The 15,501-nt window shown below is 67.8% G+C and carries 16 protein-coding genes; 4 read left to right on the top strand and 12 right to left on the bottom strand.

Annotated features, from left to right (window positions below; all coding sequences use genetic code 11):
- Nucleotides 1-102 precede the first annotated feature (102 nt).
- The 11 genes from G3N98_RS07890 to G3N98_RS07940 all read right to left on the bottom strand — a co-directional run bounded on the left by G3N98_RS07890 (nucleotide 103) and on the right by G3N98_RS07940 (nucleotide 9,804).
- Nucleotides 103-969 carry a hypothetical protein gene (locus G3N98_RS07890; protein WP_241025805.1) on the bottom strand — a complete coding sequence of 289 codons (867 nt, stop codon included), beginning with the start codon at nucleotides 967-969 and terminating at the stop codon, nucleotides 103-105.
- Between the two features lie 527 nt (nucleotides 970-1,496).
- A complete protein-coding gene (locus G3N98_RS07895) occupies nucleotides 1,497-1,667 on the bottom strand; it encodes a DUF2256 domain-containing protein (protein WP_206147834.1) in 171 nt (56 codons plus the stop codon).
- A 98-nt stretch (nucleotides 1,668-1,765) separates the two neighbouring features.
- The gene (locus tag G3N98_RS07900) at nucleotides 1,766-2,299 is read right to left on the bottom strand and encodes a chalcone isomerase family protein (protein ID WP_206147835.1); all 534 of its coding nucleotides are present in this window, start codon (nucleotides 2,297-2,299) and stop codon (nucleotides 1,766-1,768) included.
- Nucleotide 2,300: 1 nt separating this feature from the next.
- A complete protein-coding gene (locus G3N98_RS07905) occupies nucleotides 2,301-3,518 on the bottom strand; it encodes a cyclopropane-fatty-acyl-phospholipid synthase family protein (RefSeq protein ID WP_206147836.1) in 1,218 nt (405 codons plus the stop codon).
- A complete protein-coding gene (locus G3N98_RS07910) occupies nucleotides 3,515-4,369 on the bottom strand; it encodes a DUF1365 domain-containing protein (protein ID WP_206147837.1) in 855 nt (284 codons plus the stop codon). The genes G3N98_RS07905 and G3N98_RS07910 overlap by 4 nt, the downstream gene beginning before the upstream one ends.
- Nucleotides 4,366-5,670: an FAD-dependent oxidoreductase gene (locus G3N98_RS07915; RefSeq protein ID WP_206147838.1), complete on the bottom strand. Its 1,305-nt coding sequence runs from the start codon at nucleotides 5,668-5,670 to the stop codon at nucleotides 4,366-4,368. The genes G3N98_RS07910 and G3N98_RS07915 overlap by 4 nt, the downstream gene beginning before the upstream one ends.
- Before the next feature lie 92 nt (nucleotides 5,671-5,762).
- Nucleotides 5,763-6,383, bottom strand: coding sequence for a lipocalin family protein (locus tag G3N98_RS07920; RefSeq protein ID WP_206147839.1), 621 nt, complete (start codon nucleotides 6,381-6,383; stop codon nucleotides 5,763-5,765).
- Nucleotides 6,380-7,480 carry a class I SAM-dependent methyltransferase gene (locus G3N98_RS07925; protein ID WP_206147840.1) on the bottom strand — a complete coding sequence of 367 codons (1,101 nt, stop codon included), beginning with the start codon at nucleotides 7,478-7,480 and terminating at the stop codon, nucleotides 6,380-6,382. Before G3N98_RS07925 ends, G3N98_RS07920 begins: the two co-directional genes overlap by 4 nt.
- Entirely contained in the window at nucleotides 7,477-8,310 is an 834-nt protein-coding gene (locus G3N98_RS07930; RefSeq protein ID WP_206147841.1) for a DUF1295 domain-containing protein, read from the bottom strand. The genes G3N98_RS07925 and G3N98_RS07930 overlap by 4 nt, the downstream gene beginning before the upstream one ends.
- A gap of 151 nt (nucleotides 8,311-8,461) precedes the next feature.
- Nucleotides 8,462-9,196 (bottom strand): anti-sigma factor, encoded by a 735-nt coding sequence (locus tag G3N98_RS07935; protein ID WP_175240852.1) that lies wholly within the window; start codon nucleotides 9,194-9,196, stop codon nucleotides 8,462-8,464.
- Nucleotides 9,193-9,804 carry a sigma-70 family RNA polymerase sigma factor gene (locus tag G3N98_RS07940; RefSeq protein ID WP_206147842.1) on the bottom strand — a complete coding sequence of 204 codons (612 nt, stop codon included), beginning with the start codon at nucleotides 9,802-9,804 and terminating at the stop codon, nucleotides 9,193-9,195. The genes G3N98_RS07935 and G3N98_RS07940 overlap by 4 nt, the downstream gene beginning before the upstream one ends.
- 224 nt (nucleotides 9,805-10,028) lie before the next feature.
- Here G3N98_RS07940 and G3N98_RS07945 point away from each other — a divergent pair, with 224 nt between their 5' ends.
- Complete coding sequence (locus tag G3N98_RS07945) at nucleotides 10,029-10,598, top strand: lipocalin family protein (protein ID WP_206147843.1); 570 nt, start codon at nucleotides 10,029-10,031, stop codon at nucleotides 10,596-10,598.
- Nucleotides 10,599-10,759: 161 nt separating this feature from the next.
- Here G3N98_RS07945 and G3N98_RS07950 read toward each other — a convergent pair whose 3' ends face one another.
- A complete protein-coding gene (locus G3N98_RS07950) occupies nucleotides 10,760-11,812 on the bottom strand; it encodes a LacI family DNA-binding transcriptional regulator (protein ID WP_206147844.1) in 1,053 nt (350 codons plus the stop codon).
- A 143-nt stretch (nucleotides 11,813-11,955) separates the two neighbouring features.
- Here G3N98_RS07950 and G3N98_RS07955 point away from each other — a divergent pair, with 143 nt between their 5' ends.
- The 3 genes from G3N98_RS07955 to G3N98_RS07965 are packed head-to-tail and all read left to right on the top strand — an operon-like array spanning nucleotide 11,956 to nucleotide 15,485.
- Nucleotides 11,956-13,278, top strand: coding sequence for an LLM class flavin-dependent oxidoreductase (locus G3N98_RS07955; protein WP_206147845.1), 1,323 nt, complete (start codon nucleotides 11,956-11,958; stop codon nucleotides 13,276-13,278).
- Nucleotides 13,279-13,325: 47 nt separating this feature from the next.
- Complete coding sequence (locus tag G3N98_RS07960) at nucleotides 13,326-14,297, top strand: aliphatic sulfonate ABC transporter substrate-binding protein (protein WP_206147846.1); 972 nt, start codon at nucleotides 13,326-13,328, stop codon at nucleotides 14,295-14,297.
- A 33-nt stretch (nucleotides 14,298-14,330) separates the two neighbouring features.
- Nucleotides 14,331-15,485: a porin gene (locus G3N98_RS07965; protein ID WP_206147847.1), complete on the top strand. Its 1,155-nt coding sequence runs from the start codon at nucleotides 14,331-14,333 to the stop codon at nucleotides 15,483-15,485.
- Nucleotides 15,486-15,501: the final 16 nt, after the last annotated feature.

The raw sequence follows: 15,501 nt of genomic DNA on the forward strand, positions 1-15,501 counted from the left end.
GATGGATCGCGACTGACGCGATGCGATGATTTGCCTGTGTTCCTTGCGTAAAAATCGGCCGAACGCCGCCGCTGTTTCGACGACGCGTCGACCGGGTGACGCTCACCTGCGCGCACGCGGGCGTGCATGGCGGCCCGGCAGCGTCACCGGAGATCCGGTCCTGATCCCGCACGACGGACCGACTGGCGTTGCCGGGGCCCAGCCGCCGACGTCCCGGCGGAACCGCAACATAGGGTCGTTCGCCGTCGGCTTCGCTGCGAGCATGACGGCGGCGGATTGTTGCAACTGGGTCAGGACGTATGTTTGGTCGATACGTCCGCCGACCGAGTGAAACAGGTGGAACCCTGCAAGGCGGATCAACGAGAGGGCCCGCGCGCTGCCGTACGCATAGATGATCGCGGCCGCGCGGACACGGCGTGCCTGCGCCAGCGACACGAATTGAATCGCCAGATCCATATGCAACGACGAGACCTCGGCGATCAGGGCGTCGACAGCCAGGCCTGGCTGTACTAGCGCCCGCGACACCGACTCGACGCGCTCGCTGACGTGCAGGCCGAATTGCTCGATCGTTTCGTCGGAGGCAGTCAGGCCGCCCGTGACGAGCAGCGTCGGACACGCGCGAGCCGCGACGGTGTTCGATCGCCGTTCGGGCAGTGCGCCGTTCAGGCTGGCGCTTGCACACCGGTCGGTCAGCTGCGGCGAGCGGCGCCGGCAGCGTTGGCCGCGCTGCTGCGCGGCGACCCGCAAGCGCGATGCGATCGACCGGTCGGGCGCCGCACCGACGTGGTGTGACGGGCTGCGTGCCGGGGCAACGGACACGCGCGCCATCAATGAAGCCGGACACGCCGGAAACCGGCGCGGCTTGATGTCGTGATTGCGTGTTGGCACGGGGCCTCCCTCGGTCGATTCATGCGGCACAGCTGGATTGTATGCAAATTTTTCGGGAAGTGAAGCGGAAAAGTGATTCATGAAATAATTTGTGCTGGACGTTTATGCGTCAGTTATCGATTCAGCATCGGAAAATTGCGCTTTCAGCACGTGAATGCTTATTTCTGCAAGCGCATTGCGGGTCTTTGATGCATGCGAAACGACTTTCAGGGTCAACGCTATGGCGACAACGACCGGTGGGGATGGGGCAGGAAAGTACGCCGGAAGGGGCGATTTCGATACGTGAATCAATCGTGTCGCACATTTTCGAGTCGATGCAGCAGGATCCGGCCTGCGGCCGTTCACGCCAACGAACATGACCGGGCATTCCCGCCAGCGTCGTGCAACTGAGACAGGGCGGCGTGAACCGCCCGGAGGCAACCGGGCATGCTGCAATCCAGACGGCCGTGGGGAAGGGGAAGGTGGAGGGCCGCTCTCACGAGCGCGCCTGCGCGCACCGGTGCCGATCGATCCCGGTTGCCCGAAACAGGGGCGAGCATTCCGTCTCGGCCCGATCTAAGCGCTGTCCGGGCCCGCGCGCTGCTCGTGACCGGATCATCAACGCGAAATCAACGACGTGCAGCGTTCGTCTTCATGCGGGAAGGCGGCCGCCGATTCCGACGGCAACGCTCCGAGCAATATCGGACTTCGTCCCAAGCGGCTTTCCATTTCTTTCTCCAGCTGAAAGGCAAGCCGCAGGTCTCGCAGATCTTCTCAGGCAAGTGCATCTTGTCGACCATGGCGAATCACGCATCCAGACGAATCTCTGACGAACTGCCCGGCCGAGCGGCGTTGCCGCGTCGACACACCGGGCCCGTCGCCATCACTCACCGTCGACTCAGCGCGCATCGTCGCCCAGCAACTGACGGCGCAACGATTTTGCCCGCGTGCGCGGGTCGAGCCAGATCGCGAAGAATGCGCGCGCGAACGCCGGGTCGGTCACGTCGGCCGTGACGCGGCCGTTGGTGTAGAAACGTGCGCCGCGCTCGGGCACATACACGCCGCACAGCACGTCGCCGCGCGATACGTCGGTAAACGCCCGTTCGATATCGCGGCGCCATGCATCGAGCGTCGCAGCCGGCAACGGCGCGGGTGCGAGGCGCTCGATCTCGTCCATGCCCGTCGAGACGAGCCGTTCGCCTTTCACGTCATGACGGTAGGCCAGCGACAACGCAAATGGCGTGTCGAACGCACCCGGGGGCCGGGGCGCCCACAGCTGGGCATCGTACAGACAGATGCCCAGTATGCAGAACCGGCCGGATCCGATCAGTCGCGCCGATGGGATGTCGTCGACGCAGTTCGCGCCGGCGAACAAGGGTGCGGCAAGCGCCGCGGCCGCGACTGCGGCGAGCATCGCAAGCCGGCGCCTCATGTCAGCCGCCCGGCGACACGATGAAATGCATCACGTCGGTCCGCCGCTCGGCAAATCCCGCTTCGCAATAGGCGAGATAGAGGCGCCAGGTGCGGATGAACGTCTCGTCGAACCGTTGCGCGCGCACCGAGTCGATGCGCGCCTCGAACGCGGCGCGCCAGGTGCGCAGCGTGCGCGCGTAGTCGTCACCGAACGCGAACACCGGTTCGGCGGCCAGGCCGGCTCGTCGCGCGGCATCGACGAAACGCGCCGGGCTCGGCAGCATCCCGCCGGGAAAGATGAACTCGCGAATGAAGTCGCTCGACGTGCGATACGCGTCGAATAGCGACTCGATGATCGTGATCGACTGAATCAGCGCGCGCGCACCGGGCTTCAGGCGCTGCCGGAGCGTATCGAAGTACACCGGCCAGAACGTTTCGCCCACGGCCTCGAACATCTCGATCGACACGATCGCGTCGTATTGGCCGTCGACGTCGCGATAGTCGCGCAATTCGAGCGTGACGCGATCGGACAGCCCGTCGCGCGCCATGCGCTCGCGGGCCAGCGCGTATTGCGCCTGCGAGACGGTGACGCCATGCACACGGATGCCTTGCCGTGCGGCATGCGCGGCGAACCCGCCCCAGCCGCAGCCGATCTCGAGCACGCGCATGCCGGCGCGCAGGCCGAGCGAATCGACGATGCGCTGATACTTCGCCGTTTGCGCGTCGGCGAGCGAACGCTGCGCGTCGCCGTCGAAGCATGCGCTCGAATACGTCCACGTGTCGTCGAGCCACAATCCGTAAAAGTCGTTGCCGAGATCGTAGTGCGCGTGGATGTTGCGGCGGCTGCCGGCCCGCGTATTCATCCTCAGCCGGTGACGCAGCGCGTACCAGAGGCGTGCCAGGCGGCCGCCGGTCACCGTCTTCGCGATCACCGGCTGGTTGCGGATCGCGAGACGCAGCAGCGCGACGAGCTCGGGCGTGTCGATCCAGCCGGCGCGATACGCTTCCGCGAATCCGATGTCGCCCGCGCGCAGGATCGCACGGCACGCCCGCCAGTCGCGGACCTGCAGCGTCGCGGCCGGCTGGCAGTGCGGATCGCCGAACACATGCTGCGCGCCTTCGGGCGTCACGAGCGTCAGGTGACCGTCGTGGATTTGCCGGAGCAGCGCGATGAACAACCGGGCCGAGAGCGGCATCGCCGGTTGCGAGGCGGAAGACAGCAGGCGCAGCAAGGTCATGGACGAGCCTCGTGATCGGACATCGCCGAGCGGCCGCGTGGCGACGCGCTCGGCGAACGGGACAATGGCGAATCGGCAGCGGCGCAACGGCCGGGGGGCGTCTTGCCGTGGAACGGCACGCGCGCGAGCCACAGCCGCAGCGCTTGCCAATGAATGCGAATGACGACGTTGATCGCGTTCAGCGGCTGCCGGGCCAGCGCGCGCCATGCGCGTGCCGCCGTCAGCGGCGCGGACCGCATGCCGATCGCCGTGCGCAGCAGCAGGCCGTCGTCGTCGCGATAGTCGATCGCCACGCTCAGATGGTCGCCGCACTGACGCACGCGAAACGCGTAATCGCCGACGATGTCGCAAAACGGCGAGACATGAAACGTCTTGCGGCAGACCAGCACGGTGTCGGCGTCGATCGGCGCGTGACGCATCGCACTCAGCAGGTAGCCGTGGTGCGCACCGAACGTGTTGCGCACGTCGGCGTACAGCGCGCGCAGCCGGCCCGCGCGGTCGTAGCAGTACCAGAAGCTCACCGGATTGAATGCGTAGCCGAAGACGCGCGGGATCGTCTGCAGCCAGATCGGGCCGTCGGCGGGAATGCCGGCGCGCGCGAGGACCTCGCGCATCCACGGGCCGAGCGCGCGGCCGTCGCGCGGGCCGTAGTCGCGGGAAGCGAGCGCGAGCGGGGCCCGGCGATCGATGCCGAACCAGCCGGTGTCGATCTCGTCCAGCCGCTCGACGTCGCAGCAGACCTGGAATATCGGGTACGCGAACGCATGGCGCACCGGCCGCAGCCGTTCATGCATCACGGTGCCGACGAGCAGCCGGGCGGCCATGCCGTCGCGGGCAAAGGGCGCGTTCATGGGCGCGCCCAAGACGGCGCGACGCCGAAGCTGCGGGCGACGCGCAACGCCGATTTCAGTCCATCCTCATGGAACCCGTAGCCTGTCCACGCTCCCGCGTACCACGTATTGCGCCGCCCTTGCAGCATCGGCAGGCGATGCTGCGCATCCACGGCCGCGAGATCGAGCAGCGGGTGCGCGTAATCGTAGCGGCCGAGCTGGGTGCCGGGCGCGGGCTCGTCGACCGGATTCAACGTGACGACGACCGGCGAGCGGAACGGCAGCGGCTGCAACTGGTTGAGCAGGTAGCTCACGCACACGGGCGATTCGCCGCCCGTGCGCCTCGGCCGACCGCCCAGGTAGTTCCACGCCGACCACACGCGCCGCCGGCGCGGCAGCAACGCCGTATCGGTGTGAAGCACCGCGACGTTGTGCTGGTAGCGCACGGCGCCGAGCACGTCGCGCTCGGCCTTGCTGGCATCCGCGAGCAGCCCCAGGCTGGTCGGCGCATGGCACGCGAGCACGACCGCGTCGAAACGCTCGTGACCGGCTGTATCGGTCGCCACCGTCACGCCCGCGTCGTCGCGCCGTATCGCGCGCACCGGCGTATTCACCCGCACGTCGTCGAGCGTCGCGGCGATGCGCTCGACGTACTGCCGCGCACCGCCCGCGACGGTGCGCCAGGTCGGCCGGCTGTTGACCTGCAACAACGCGTGATTCAGGCAGAAGCGCAGGAACGTCGCCGCCGGAAACCGCAGGATGTCGTTGGCCCCGCTCGACCAGATCGCGGCCGCCATCGGCAGCAGGTAGTGATGCTGGAACGATGCGCCGTAACCGCCGGCCGTGAGCAGTTCCCCGACCGAAAGGCGCTGCCGGTTCGCCGATTCGAGGTGATCGTGCGCGGACGCGTTGAAGCGCAGGATGTCGCGCAACATCCCGAGAAAGGTCGGCGAGAACAGGTTGCGGCGTTGCGCGAACACGGTGTTCAGGTTGCTGCCGGCCCATTCGAGCCGGCCGCCGTCGACCGAAACCGAAAACGACATGTCGGTCGAATGGGCGGCCACGCCCAGTTCGTCGAACAGCGCGACCAGGTTCGGATAGGTCCGGTCGTTGAACACCAGGAAGCCCGTATCGACGGGGTGGCGTGCGCCGTCGAGGTCGACGTCGACCGTATGCGTATGACCGCCGAGATAGTCGGCGGCCTCGAACAGCGTCACGCGGTGACGGCGGGCCAGCAAGTACGCGCTGGCCAGGCCCGCGATGCCGGCACCGACGACGGCGATCCGCCGGCCGGGCCGCGACATTGAAAGTTCCGGGTGCATCGCGAAGGGTCTCCGTCAGTCACAAGTGCAGGTTCTGGAATCACATGTGCTCATATACGACGCACCGCGCGCGGCGGATGCAGGTGCGGCCGTCATTCGCGATCGCCGGGCGACGCGAAGCCCGGCTTGCCGAGCTGGTCCGGGGTTTGCGGCACCCGCCTGAAGCGCGACGTGTCGTAACCCATCGCATCGAGCCGGGCAAGCAGCGAGCGATAGGTGGCCTCGTCCATCGTCGGCGCGCGCGAGAAGATCCAGCCGAGCGTCTTGCCCGGGTAGCCGAGGATCGTGTACCGGTAGTCGGGGTCGACGTAGAGCGTCAGTTGCGTGACATATACCGGCCAGAACAGCCGCACGCGCCATTCGCCACCGCCGCTGCCGGACTTCACGGCGTCGACGAACCGATAGCGCTTCTCGGGCTGGTCGAAGCCGCCCTTGCGGCCGACGAATGCGTCGTCGATCCGGCCGTCGTCACGCAGGCGCCACTCGGCCCGGCTGCCGACGTAGTCGCGTTCCGCGAAATACGGGATGTTCGCGATCACGTACCAGCGGCCCATGTAGCGCGGCAAGTCGACGGGTACGGTCGACAACGGAACGGCGGCGCGCGGATTCGGGTTCGGCGGCCCGCCCGAGCACCCGGCGGCCCCGATCGCGAGCGCCGTCACGACCGTGGCGGCGACGCGGCGGAGAACCCGGTACGGGATCGCGGCCCTCATGCGAGCACCCGGCGCTTGTCGAACAGATAGTGGGCGACGCCCCATTCCTGCCCGTCGGCATAGCCGAACAGCTCGGCGACCGCCATGTAGAACATCCGCCAGCGCTGGAACCAGAGGCGGGCGTCGGCGCCGTAGACCGTCTCGAAAATCGGCATGATCCGGTGGCGCGCCGCATCGAGCGACGCGAGCCACTGATTGGCCGTGCGGGCGTAGTGCGTCCCGTCGAGCCACCATTGGCGGGCGATGCGCACGTCGTCCTGGAACCGCAGCAGCAGGTCGGCCGACGGCATCGTCCCGCCTGTGAAGAAATGGCGCGACATCCAGTCGGTGTCGTCGCGCACCGCGAAGTGATAGGCGAGCAGCTTGTGCGCGAAGATGTGCACGAAGAGCTTGCCGTCGTCGTGCATCCAGCGCGCGATTTTGGCGAGCAATTGCCCGTAGTTCTTCATGTGCTCGAACATCTCGATCGAGAGCACGCGGTCGAAGCCGGCGTCCGCGGGATCGAAGTCGAACTCCACCACGTTGCCGGTCACGATGCGCAGATTCGTCAGCCCGCGCTGCGCCGCGCATCGCTCGATGAAGTGGCGTTGACCGTGTGAATTCGACAGGCCGACGATCTGCGCCGCCGGATACCGCTCGGCGAGCCATAGCGACAGCGAACCCCAGCCGCATCCGAGGTCGAGCATGCGCTGGCCGTCCGCCAGTCTCGCGCGCTGCGCGTACAACGCCAGCATGGCCTCCTCTGCCTGCGACAGCGTTTCGTCGCCACGCGGGTAATAGCCGCACGAATATTTGAGCCGCGGGCCGAGATGGGCCTCGAAGAAGCTGCCGGGCACTTCGTAATGCTGCGTGTTCGCCGCGAGCGTCTCGATTGCGATCGGGCTCGCGCTTAGTTCGCGCACCAGCGTGTCGTGGGCCGCCGCGCGCTGCTCGCCGTCATCCGCGTGTTCGGCGCGCAGGCGTTGCCGCATGAGCGAGCGCATGCCGGCCCGGATCAGCCGGTCCGGCAGCCAGCCGCGCTCGCAGCAGCGGATCAGCCAGGTGTCGTGGGGTGCCGCCGCCGAGGCCGGCGACGGTGGCGAGGTGGTAGCGGTCATGATCGCGTGCTCCGGTCTTCAGGGTGATCGGATCGAGTGGGGGCAGGGCCGGGCGCCGGCCTCGGAGGCCACGGAACGATGGCGCTGGTCGTGCGCATGTACTCGCGGTAGCCCGGCCGGCTTTGCACCAGACGCGCTTCGAGCAGCGGCAAGCCGGATACCTTGAGCAGCAGCCATGCCATCAGGACGGGCGGGAACAGCGTCAGCCAGCCCCACGGCATGCCGATCGCCAGGGCCGTGTAGGCGAGCCAGTGCACGCACTCGAAAAAATAGTTGGGGTGCCGCGAATAGCGCCACCAGCCGGCGCGACAGACCTGGCCGCCGTGGTCGGGATCCGCGAGAAACCGCTTGAGTTGCCGGTCGGAGGCCGTCTCTCCGGCGACGGCGGCAATCCAGATCGCGACTGCCGCGGCAATCGCGAACCGGGACGGGGCTGCCGCGCTGTATGCGGGGATGAAGAACGCGATCGACAGCAGCATCGAGATCAGCGCTTGCAACTGGAACAGCCAGAACATGTTGCGCGGCGCGGCGTCGCCCCACTGCAGGCGGAACTGTCGATAGCGCGGGTCCTCCGGCTGCCCGCGATTGCGCCGCCACAGGTGCCGCGCGAGTCGCAGCCCCCAGATGCCGCCGCCGGCGGCGACGAGCGCACGATTCAATTCCGGGCCGGTCGCCAGCACGGCGACGAACACGGCTACGCCGCCTAGCGTCGCGGCCCAGACTGGATCGATCATCCCGGCGTTCCGGGATTGCAATTGGATAATCCACACCGCCGTGAAGGACAGGATCAGTCCGACGAAGGCGAGGAGGGCAACGACGACGGCGGGCATACGGGCTCCGAGGGCGCGATATCCCCTTATACGGAGCCGGCGACCGAACGGATGCAGACGGATGCGACGAGATGCGGCGTGATCCCGTCGAGCGAGACGGCAACGGGCGGCACGCCGCCGCGCTTGACGGGGCGAGCGCGCGTTGCGCGCGTCAAGTGGTGTGCATCGCGCCGGTGGCGAGCACCGGCCCGGTGGGTTGGCCGCTCGGCGAGCCGCCGCGAGGCTCGAGCGATACGGCGAGCACCGCGCGTGCATCGAGTCGCGCGACGATCGCCGGCGGCAGCGTCATCGACGCCGCTGCGTTCGACGCGAATACGCCGAGCGAGATCGGCTTCGCATTCGGCGGAATCAGCCAGAGCTCCGTCGAGCGGTCCGCGGCGATCGGCGGCGTGTTCGCGGGCACCACGACCATTCGGGCACGCCGCAAGTCGACCGTGGCGGTCCACCGTGCGACGCCATCCGTTTGTGCCAGCGTGGCTGCCATGTAGTGGCTGTCCTCGGCAGCGGGGCGCGGCGGCGCTTCACCCACCCGGATCACGTTGACCGTGAGCAGCCCGAGCGCTGCCACGCTCGCGCCGATGCCGACCCAGCGCCACAGTCGCAGGCTGTTCCACCATCCGGCGGAGGGCGCAGCGCCGCGTGGGCGCGGCGGCGGGATGAAGCCCAGTTGGTGCTGGATTCTCGTCCAGGTTCGCGCGGGCGGGTCGACGGGCGTGACGTCGTCCGCGAGCGGGGCGAGGCGGCGCTGCCAGCGCTCGAGCGTGGCTTGCAACGCCGGGTCGCGAGCGGCGGCCTGCTCCAGCTCGCGGCGCGCGTCTGCGTCGAGCACGCCGAGCGCGTATTCGGCGCAGCGCAATTCGGGATCGTGATCGGCCGGCGTATTCATTGCTCCAGACACACCTTCAGCTGCATCAGGCTGCGCCGGATCCAGCTCTTCATGGTTCCGAGCGGCACACGCAGTCGCGCTGCCAGCTCACTGTAGGTCGCGCCGCTGAAGAAGGCCTCGCGCACCGCGCGGCCCTGCTGCGGATCGAGTTGCGCAAGGCAGCGCTCGAGGCGCAGGCGCTCCTGCGAGGCCTCCGCCAGCGCGGCGGGCGTCGGATCATCGGCGGGAAGCTCAAGCGCCTGTTCGTCGTCGAGTTGCGCGTCGCGATGCTGCCGCAAGCGGTCGATCGTCTTGTTGCGTGCCAGCGTGATCAGCCACGTCATCGCGCCGCCGCGCGCCGGGTCGAACGTGTCGATGCGTCGCCATGCGGTCGTGTAGACCTCCTGGAGGATATCCTCGGCTTCGCCGTGATCGTGAAGCATGCGCACGATTGTCCCGAACACCCGCGACGCGGTCAGCTGATACAACTCCGCGAAAGCCGCCTGATCGCCGGCTGCTGCCTGAAGCATCACCCGATTCAGATGTTCGCGGCGCGCGGCATCCGCATCGGCATCGCGCGAAGGGGCTGACTGATCGAAGCCGCTGGCACCGCCTGGCGTGTCGCTCATGCGAAGTGGATGGCGCGGATCGCCATGATGTGAATGTCGAGCGAAATATAGCACTCCCGGATGCCTCTGATCGAACGATCGGCGGCGCGCCCGCTGTGAGGTCTTCAACCAGATACGAGCGACGCGTCCGCGCGGATGCAGGCAGCCGCAACGTGCGGCGAATGCGGCCGGCGACCGTCGGTTGAGTGCACAATGACCGGGTTTCGTGTCTAGAGAGTCATTCGATGAAGCGAAGTAGCGTTGGCCGACCGCTGTGGGCGGCTGGAGCGATCGTGGCGGGCGCCGCACTGGTACTGGCAGGATGTGCAGGCCTCGCCGGCGGGCCCAGCGGGAATGCACACGTTCCGCAACCCGCGAAATCCGTCGATCTCGATCGCTACGTCGGCAGATGGTACGAGTTCGCGCGGTATGAAAACCGCTTCGAGCGCGGATGCGACGGCGTGACGGCCGAGTATGCGAAGCGGGAAGACGGTCTTGTCGGCGTGCGCAATACCTGCCGCGAAGGCGGGCCGGACGGCCGCGCGCGAAGCGCCGACGGGCGCGCAAAGATCGTGGCCGACAGCGGCGGTGCAAAGCTGAAAGTGTCGTTCTTCGGGCCGTTCTTCTTCGGCGATTACTGGGTGCTCGATCGCGCCGACGACTACGCATGGTCGATCGTCGGTGAACCGTCGGGTCGGTTCCTGTGGATCCTGACGCGCGATGCGAAGCCCTCGGCTGAACAGGCCGCGGCGCTTGTCGAACGGGTGCAGGCGCTCGGTTACGACACGACGATGTTGCGGCGCACTGTGCATTAGGGCGACCGCGTGCGGCATGCGTGTACGGCGCCGTCGGGCCTGGAGCAACGCCGAGCGCCGCGGTTGCGCGCGGCCGTGGCTGATGGCGGCGGCGAAAGGCGGGATGATGCCCTTTGGCCTACGGTCGCTGAACGCGAAATCCGGTTCGTTGCCTTCGGCAGTTAACTGCTCGCCCGGATAATCAGTTGGCACGACATCGGTCGCTGGCCTTTGCGAAGCGTGTCGAACGCCGGCGGATCCGCCTGCAGAAGCTGGAAGATCCGCGTGGCCGCCGTGATGCCGATTTCACGCGCGGGTGGCCGCACGGTCGTCAGGCCCGGCGTCAGCATTTCCGCCATCGGATAGTCGCCGAAGCCGACGATCGCGCATTGCTCCGGAACGCGAATGCCTGCGCCGGGCGCGGACAGTAGCGCACCGAACGCGAGATTGTCGTTCGCGAAGATGATCGCGTCGGCCGTGCGGCGTACGGAACACAGCGCGAGCAGCGCCTCGCGCCCTGCGTGCATCGGTTGCGCTTCGGTCGGTGCAAACACGATCGGCTGACGCCCATGCTCGCGCATGATCTCGGTATAACCATCGCAACGCTCGCGCGCGCTTGCGTCGCCCGCCGCGCTGTTCAGCACGAACGCGATGCGTCGATAGCCGCGTTCCACCAGATGACGCGCCGCGATGCGTCCGGCTTCCTGGTGCACGAAGCCGATCTGCAGCGGTTTGCGCCGTGGCTGGAAGTCCCACGTTTCGAGCACGGGCACCTGCGTCTGTTCGATCAGTTCCTCGGTTCCCGCGGAATGGAAGTGCGACGTGAGCACGAGCGCCGCCGGCGACCACCCGAGCAATCCACGCACCGCATTCTCCTCGAGATCCGTCGAGAAATAACTCGATGCGAGCAGCAACTGGTAACCGTGTGCCGTGACCTCGTCGCTGAAGCTCTGGATCGTGTTCGCAAAGATGGGCCCCGAGATGTTCGGAATCACCATGCCGATGACACGGCTGCGCGCCGATGCGAGCCCGCCGGCGACGAGATTCGGCACGTAGCCGAGTTCCGCTACCGCATCGGCGATCCGCTCGCGCAGCGGCGCGGACAGCCGCGCCGGATCCTGGAAATAGCGCGACACGCTGATCTGCGACACGCCGACGTGATCGGCCACATCGCGCAGGGTCAGGCGTCCCGACGTGCGGCGTGGCCGGGCATCGCTTTTAGTCGAATCGGACATATGTTCCGCTGATTTCGTTATTTGACGCGGCAAGTTCGCCACGGGAAACTGCCTGCCAATGTTAGCGCTAACCACGCGCGGTCGCCAGCACGAGACGATGCGTGGCCCGGTGGTGAGGCGCTGCTTTCGCGACAGGATATCGGATGACGACAGCTTCCCGCCTCATGCACCTTGGGGCCTTTCTGATGGAGACCGGACACCATGCAGCCGCGTGGCGGCATTCGGACGTGCAGGCCGATGGCGGCACGGATTTTCGTGCGTATGCGGCGCTGGCGAGCACGGCGGAACGCGCGTGCTTCGACGCGATCTTCGTCGCGGACAGTGTCGCCGCGAACGTGGGTGACGGCGCCGCGCGATCGGCCCGTTCCGACCGGCTCGATCCGCTGACGCTCCTGCCTGCGCTCGCGGCGGTCACGGAGCGCATCGGCCTGATCGCCACGGCGACGACGACCTACAACGAGCCGTATCACATCGCGCGCAAGTTTGCGTCGCTCGACCACATCAGCGGCGGGCGGGCCGGCTGGAATCTCGTGACGTCCGACAACGCGGCGGAGGCGCGCAACTTCGGCCGCGCCGAACACGTCGGTCACGACGAGCGCTATGCGCGCGCCCGGGAATTCCATCGCGTCGTGACGGGCCTGTGGGACAGCTGGGCCGACGACAGCTTCGTGCGCGACAAGGCGAGCGGCGTGTACTACGACGCGTCCACGCTGCGCGTGCTCGATCATCGCGGCACGCATTTCTCCGTGGCGGGCCCGCTCAACGTGCCGCGCCCGGTGCAGGGATGGCCCGTCGTCGTGCAGGCGGGCTCGTCGGAGGCGGGGCGCGACCTCGCCGCGCAGACGGCCGACGTCGTGTTCACCGCGCACGCACGGCTGGATGCCGCGCAGGCGTTCTACCGCGACATGAAGGCGCGTGCGGTGGCCGCGGGCCGCGCGCCCGGCGACGTGAAGATCATGCCGGGCCTGTCGGTCGTCGTCGCGCGTACCGACGACGAGGCGCGCGAACGCTTCGACGCGCTGCAGGCGCTCGTCGATCCGGTCGCGGGCGTCGCGATGCTGGCGCGGATGCTCGGCAACGTCGACCTGTCCGGCTATCCGCTCGACGGCCCGTTGCCCGACTTGCCGCTCACGGACAGCGGCCAGCGCAGCCGCCAGGCGCTCCTGAGCGCGCTGGCCGGCGACGAGCGCCTGACGATTCGCGAACTGGTGCTGCGCATCGCGGCCGGACGCGGGCACGTGACGGTGGTCGGCAGTGCGACAACCGTGGCCGACCTGATGCAGACGTGGTTCGAGCGCGACGCGGCCGACGGCTTCAACGTGATGCCGGCCGAACTGCCGGGCGGCCTCGATGCGTTCTGTTCGCTCGTCGTGCCCGAGTTGCAGCGGCGCGGGCTGTTCCGCACGGCCTACACCGGCCGCACGTTGCGCGAGCATCTGGGGTTGCAGCGACCGGTGCGGGCGTAGCGCACCCATGCGTCCCGTCGAATCCATCCGATAAGGAATCTCCGATCATGACGTTTTCCCGACGTTCGTTTCTCCGCACCGCACAGGCCGCAGCCGTGGCCGCGTTCGCTGCGCCATTCGCCGGCGGCGCGCAGGCCGACACCGGCCGCACGCTGCGCATCGGCTACCAGAAGGGCACGCCGCTCACGCTGCTGAAGGCGCAGCGCTCGCTCGACAAGCCGCTCGCCGCGCGCGGCTTCGACATCGCATGGACCGAATTCCCGGCCGGGCCGCCGCTGCTCGAGGCGATGAATGCCGGCTCGATCGATCTCGGCTATACGGGCTCGCCGCCGCCGATCTTCGCGCAGGCGGCGGGCAGCCGGATCGTCTACCTGGCGGCCGAACCCGCCGGCCCGCACAACGAGGCCATCATCGTGCTCGACGGCTCGCCGCTCAAATCGGTCACCGACCTGAAAGGGCGGCCGGTGGCATTCGCCCGCGGGTCGAGTTCGAACTACCTGATCGTCGCCGCGCTCGAAAAAGCCGGCCTGACCTATGCGGACATCAAGCCCGCCTTTTTGTCGCCCGCCGACGCACGCGCGGCCTTCGAAGGCGGCAAGGTCGACGCGTGGGTCATCTGGGATCCGTACCTCGCGGTCGTCCAGCAGACGCTCGGCGTGCGCACGATCGCCGACTATGCGTCGGGCATCGTGCAGCCGTACAGCTTCTTTCTCGGTGCGCCGGATTTCGCGAAGGCCCACCCCGCGGTGCTGTCGGATGTGCTGTCGGCGGTCGCGCGCGGCGACGCGTGGACGGCCGCTCATCGCAGCGACGCCGCACAGTTGATTGCTCGCGAGATCGGCGTGCCGCAGCCCGTCGTCGAGCGCTATCTCGCACGATCCGCATTCGGGCTGCTGCCCGTCGATTCGACCGTGCTCGGCGCGCAGCAACGCGTTGCGGATACGTTCCGTCGAGCGAACGTCATTCCGCGTGCGATCCAGGTCGCCGACATCGCACACCCGGTTTCCTTCACCCGCTGACTCGATACTCCACTCGCTCGCAGAGCCGCTGTCATGAACCGACTCGCCTCCCGTACCGCCGCCATCCGTCCCGTTCGCCGCGCCGCCGCATTGCGCTGGCGCCTTCGCTTCACGCCCCGGCTGAAAACCGGGCTGCGCACGGCCGGTGCCGTCGCGCTCGCCTGCGCCAGCCACACCGGGCACGCGCAGTCGACGCTGGTCATGTACGGCATCGTCGATGCAGCCGTGCAGTACGGCCGCTTCAACAGCACGACCGGAACGACCGCGTCGGCGGCCAGCGGCAACCTGCAGGCATCGCGCTTCGGGCTGCTCGGCAAGGAAGATCTCGGCGGCGGCTATCGCGCGAATTTCCGGCTCGAGACGGGCTTCAATCTCTACTCGGGGATGGGCGGCGGCGCGACGGCGTTCAATCGGGGCGCGTCGGTCGGGTTGTCGGGGCCGTTCGGCAGCGTCGACGCCGGCTATCTGTACCTGCCGATCTACTGGGTGTTTCTCGCTTCCGACGTCGGCACGTACGGGCTCGCGAATCCAGCCGCGATCATGTCGCTCGAACACACGACGACGCTCGGTTCGAGCGGCACCGGCGGGTTCTACCGGAACGCGGTGCGCTACCGGACGCCGGAAGCGCTCGGCGGCTGGTCGAGCGAGATCGGCTATTCGTTCGGTGCGCAGGATCCTGCCGGGCAGACGCTGAACGCGCGCAACGTCGGCGCGAACCTCCAGTACGCGAAGAACGGCGTGCTGGTCGGCTACGGCTTCAACCGCTACCAGTACTACGCGAGCGCGACGGCATCCGACGCGTCGTCGCAGCTCACGCATGTACTGACCGCCGCATACGATTTCGGTCGCATGGTGGTGGGCGGGAATTACGTGTATTCGAAGCGTACCGACGGCACGGGATGGTTCGCGTCCGCCGCGTTGCTCAATGCCCGCGTGCGCGTCGGGTTCGGCGACATCAACGTCGGCGTGTCGCGGCGTATCGAGAATGGCGATGCGCGCGCGATCGCTTGCGATGTCGGCTACGTGTACTACCTGTCGAAGCGCACGCAGCTGTACGGTTTCGCGACGACGATCCTGAACAACAGTCATTCGACACAAGGATTCGCGCTGCTGAACAACCCGGCGGCGACTGTGACGCCGGGATTCGACCCATGGGCGGTGACGGCTGGCATTCGAACGTCGTTCTGATCGCGACGATCGACGG

This window comes from Burkholderia sp. Tr-20390, assembly GCF_017104595.1.
Classification (GTDB): Bacteria; Pseudomonadota; Gammaproteobacteria; order Burkholderiales; family Burkholderiaceae; genus Burkholderia.

Bases quoted from the DNA above. Each gene is read 5' to 3' on its own strand.
- G3N98_RS07890 (WP_241025805.1), bottom strand. From the start codon at position 969: ATGAATCACTTTTCCGCTTCACTTCCCGAAAAATTTGCATACAATCCA.
- G3N98_RS07895 (WP_206147834.1), bottom strand. From the start codon at position 1,667: ATGGTCGACAAGATGCACTTGCCTGAGAAGATCTGCGAGACCTGCGGC.
- G3N98_RS07900 (WP_206147835.1), bottom strand. From the start codon at position 2,299: ATGAGGCGCCGGCTTGCGATGCTCGCCGCAGTCGCGGCCGCGGCGCTT.
- G3N98_RS07905 (WP_206147836.1), bottom strand. From the start codon at position 3,518: ATGACCTTGCTGCGCCTGCTGTCTTCCGCCTCGCAACCGGCGATGCCG.
- G3N98_RS07910 (WP_206147837.1), bottom strand. From the start codon at position 4,369: ATGAACGCGCCCTTTGCCCGCGACGGCATGGCCGCCCGGCTGCTCGTC.
- G3N98_RS07915 (WP_206147838.1), bottom strand. From the start codon at position 5,670: ATGCACCCGGAACTTTCAATGTCGCGGCCCGGCCGGCGGATCGCCGTC.
- G3N98_RS07920 (WP_206147839.1), bottom strand. From the start codon at position 6,383: ATGAGGGCCGCGATCCCGTACCGGGTTCTCCGCCGCGTCGCCGCCACG.
- G3N98_RS07925 (WP_206147840.1), bottom strand. From the start codon at position 7,480: ATGACCGCTACCACCTCGCCACCGTCGCCGGCCTCGGCGGCGGCACCC.
- G3N98_RS07930 (WP_206147841.1), bottom strand. From the start codon at position 8,310: ATGCCCGCCGTCGTCGTTGCCCTCCTCGCCTTCGTCGGACTGATCCTG.
- G3N98_RS07935 (WP_175240852.1), bottom strand. From the start codon at position 9,196: ATGAATACGCCGGCCGATCACGATCCCGAATTGCGCTGCGCCGAATAC.
- G3N98_RS07940 (WP_206147842.1), bottom strand. From the start codon at position 9,804: ATGAGCGACACGCCAGGCGGTGCCAGCGGCTTCGATCAGTCAGCCCCT.
- G3N98_RS07945 (WP_206147843.1), top strand. From the start codon at position 10,029: ATGAAGCGAAGTAGCGTTGGCCGACCGCTGTGGGCGGCTGGAGCGATC.
- G3N98_RS07950 (WP_206147844.1), bottom strand. From the start codon at position 11,812: ATGTCCGATTCGACTAAAAGCGATGCCCGGCCACGCCGCACGTCGGGA.
- G3N98_RS07955 (WP_206147845.1), top strand. From the start codon at position 11,956: ATGACGACAGCTTCCCGCCTCATGCACCTTGGGGCCTTTCTGATGGAG.
- G3N98_RS07960 (WP_206147846.1), top strand. From the start codon at position 13,326: ATGACGTTTTCCCGACGTTCGTTTCTCCGCACCGCACAGGCCGCAGCC.
- G3N98_RS07965 (WP_206147847.1), top strand. From the start codon at position 14,331: ATGAACCGACTCGCCTCCCGTACCGCCGCCATCCGTCCCGTTCGCCGC.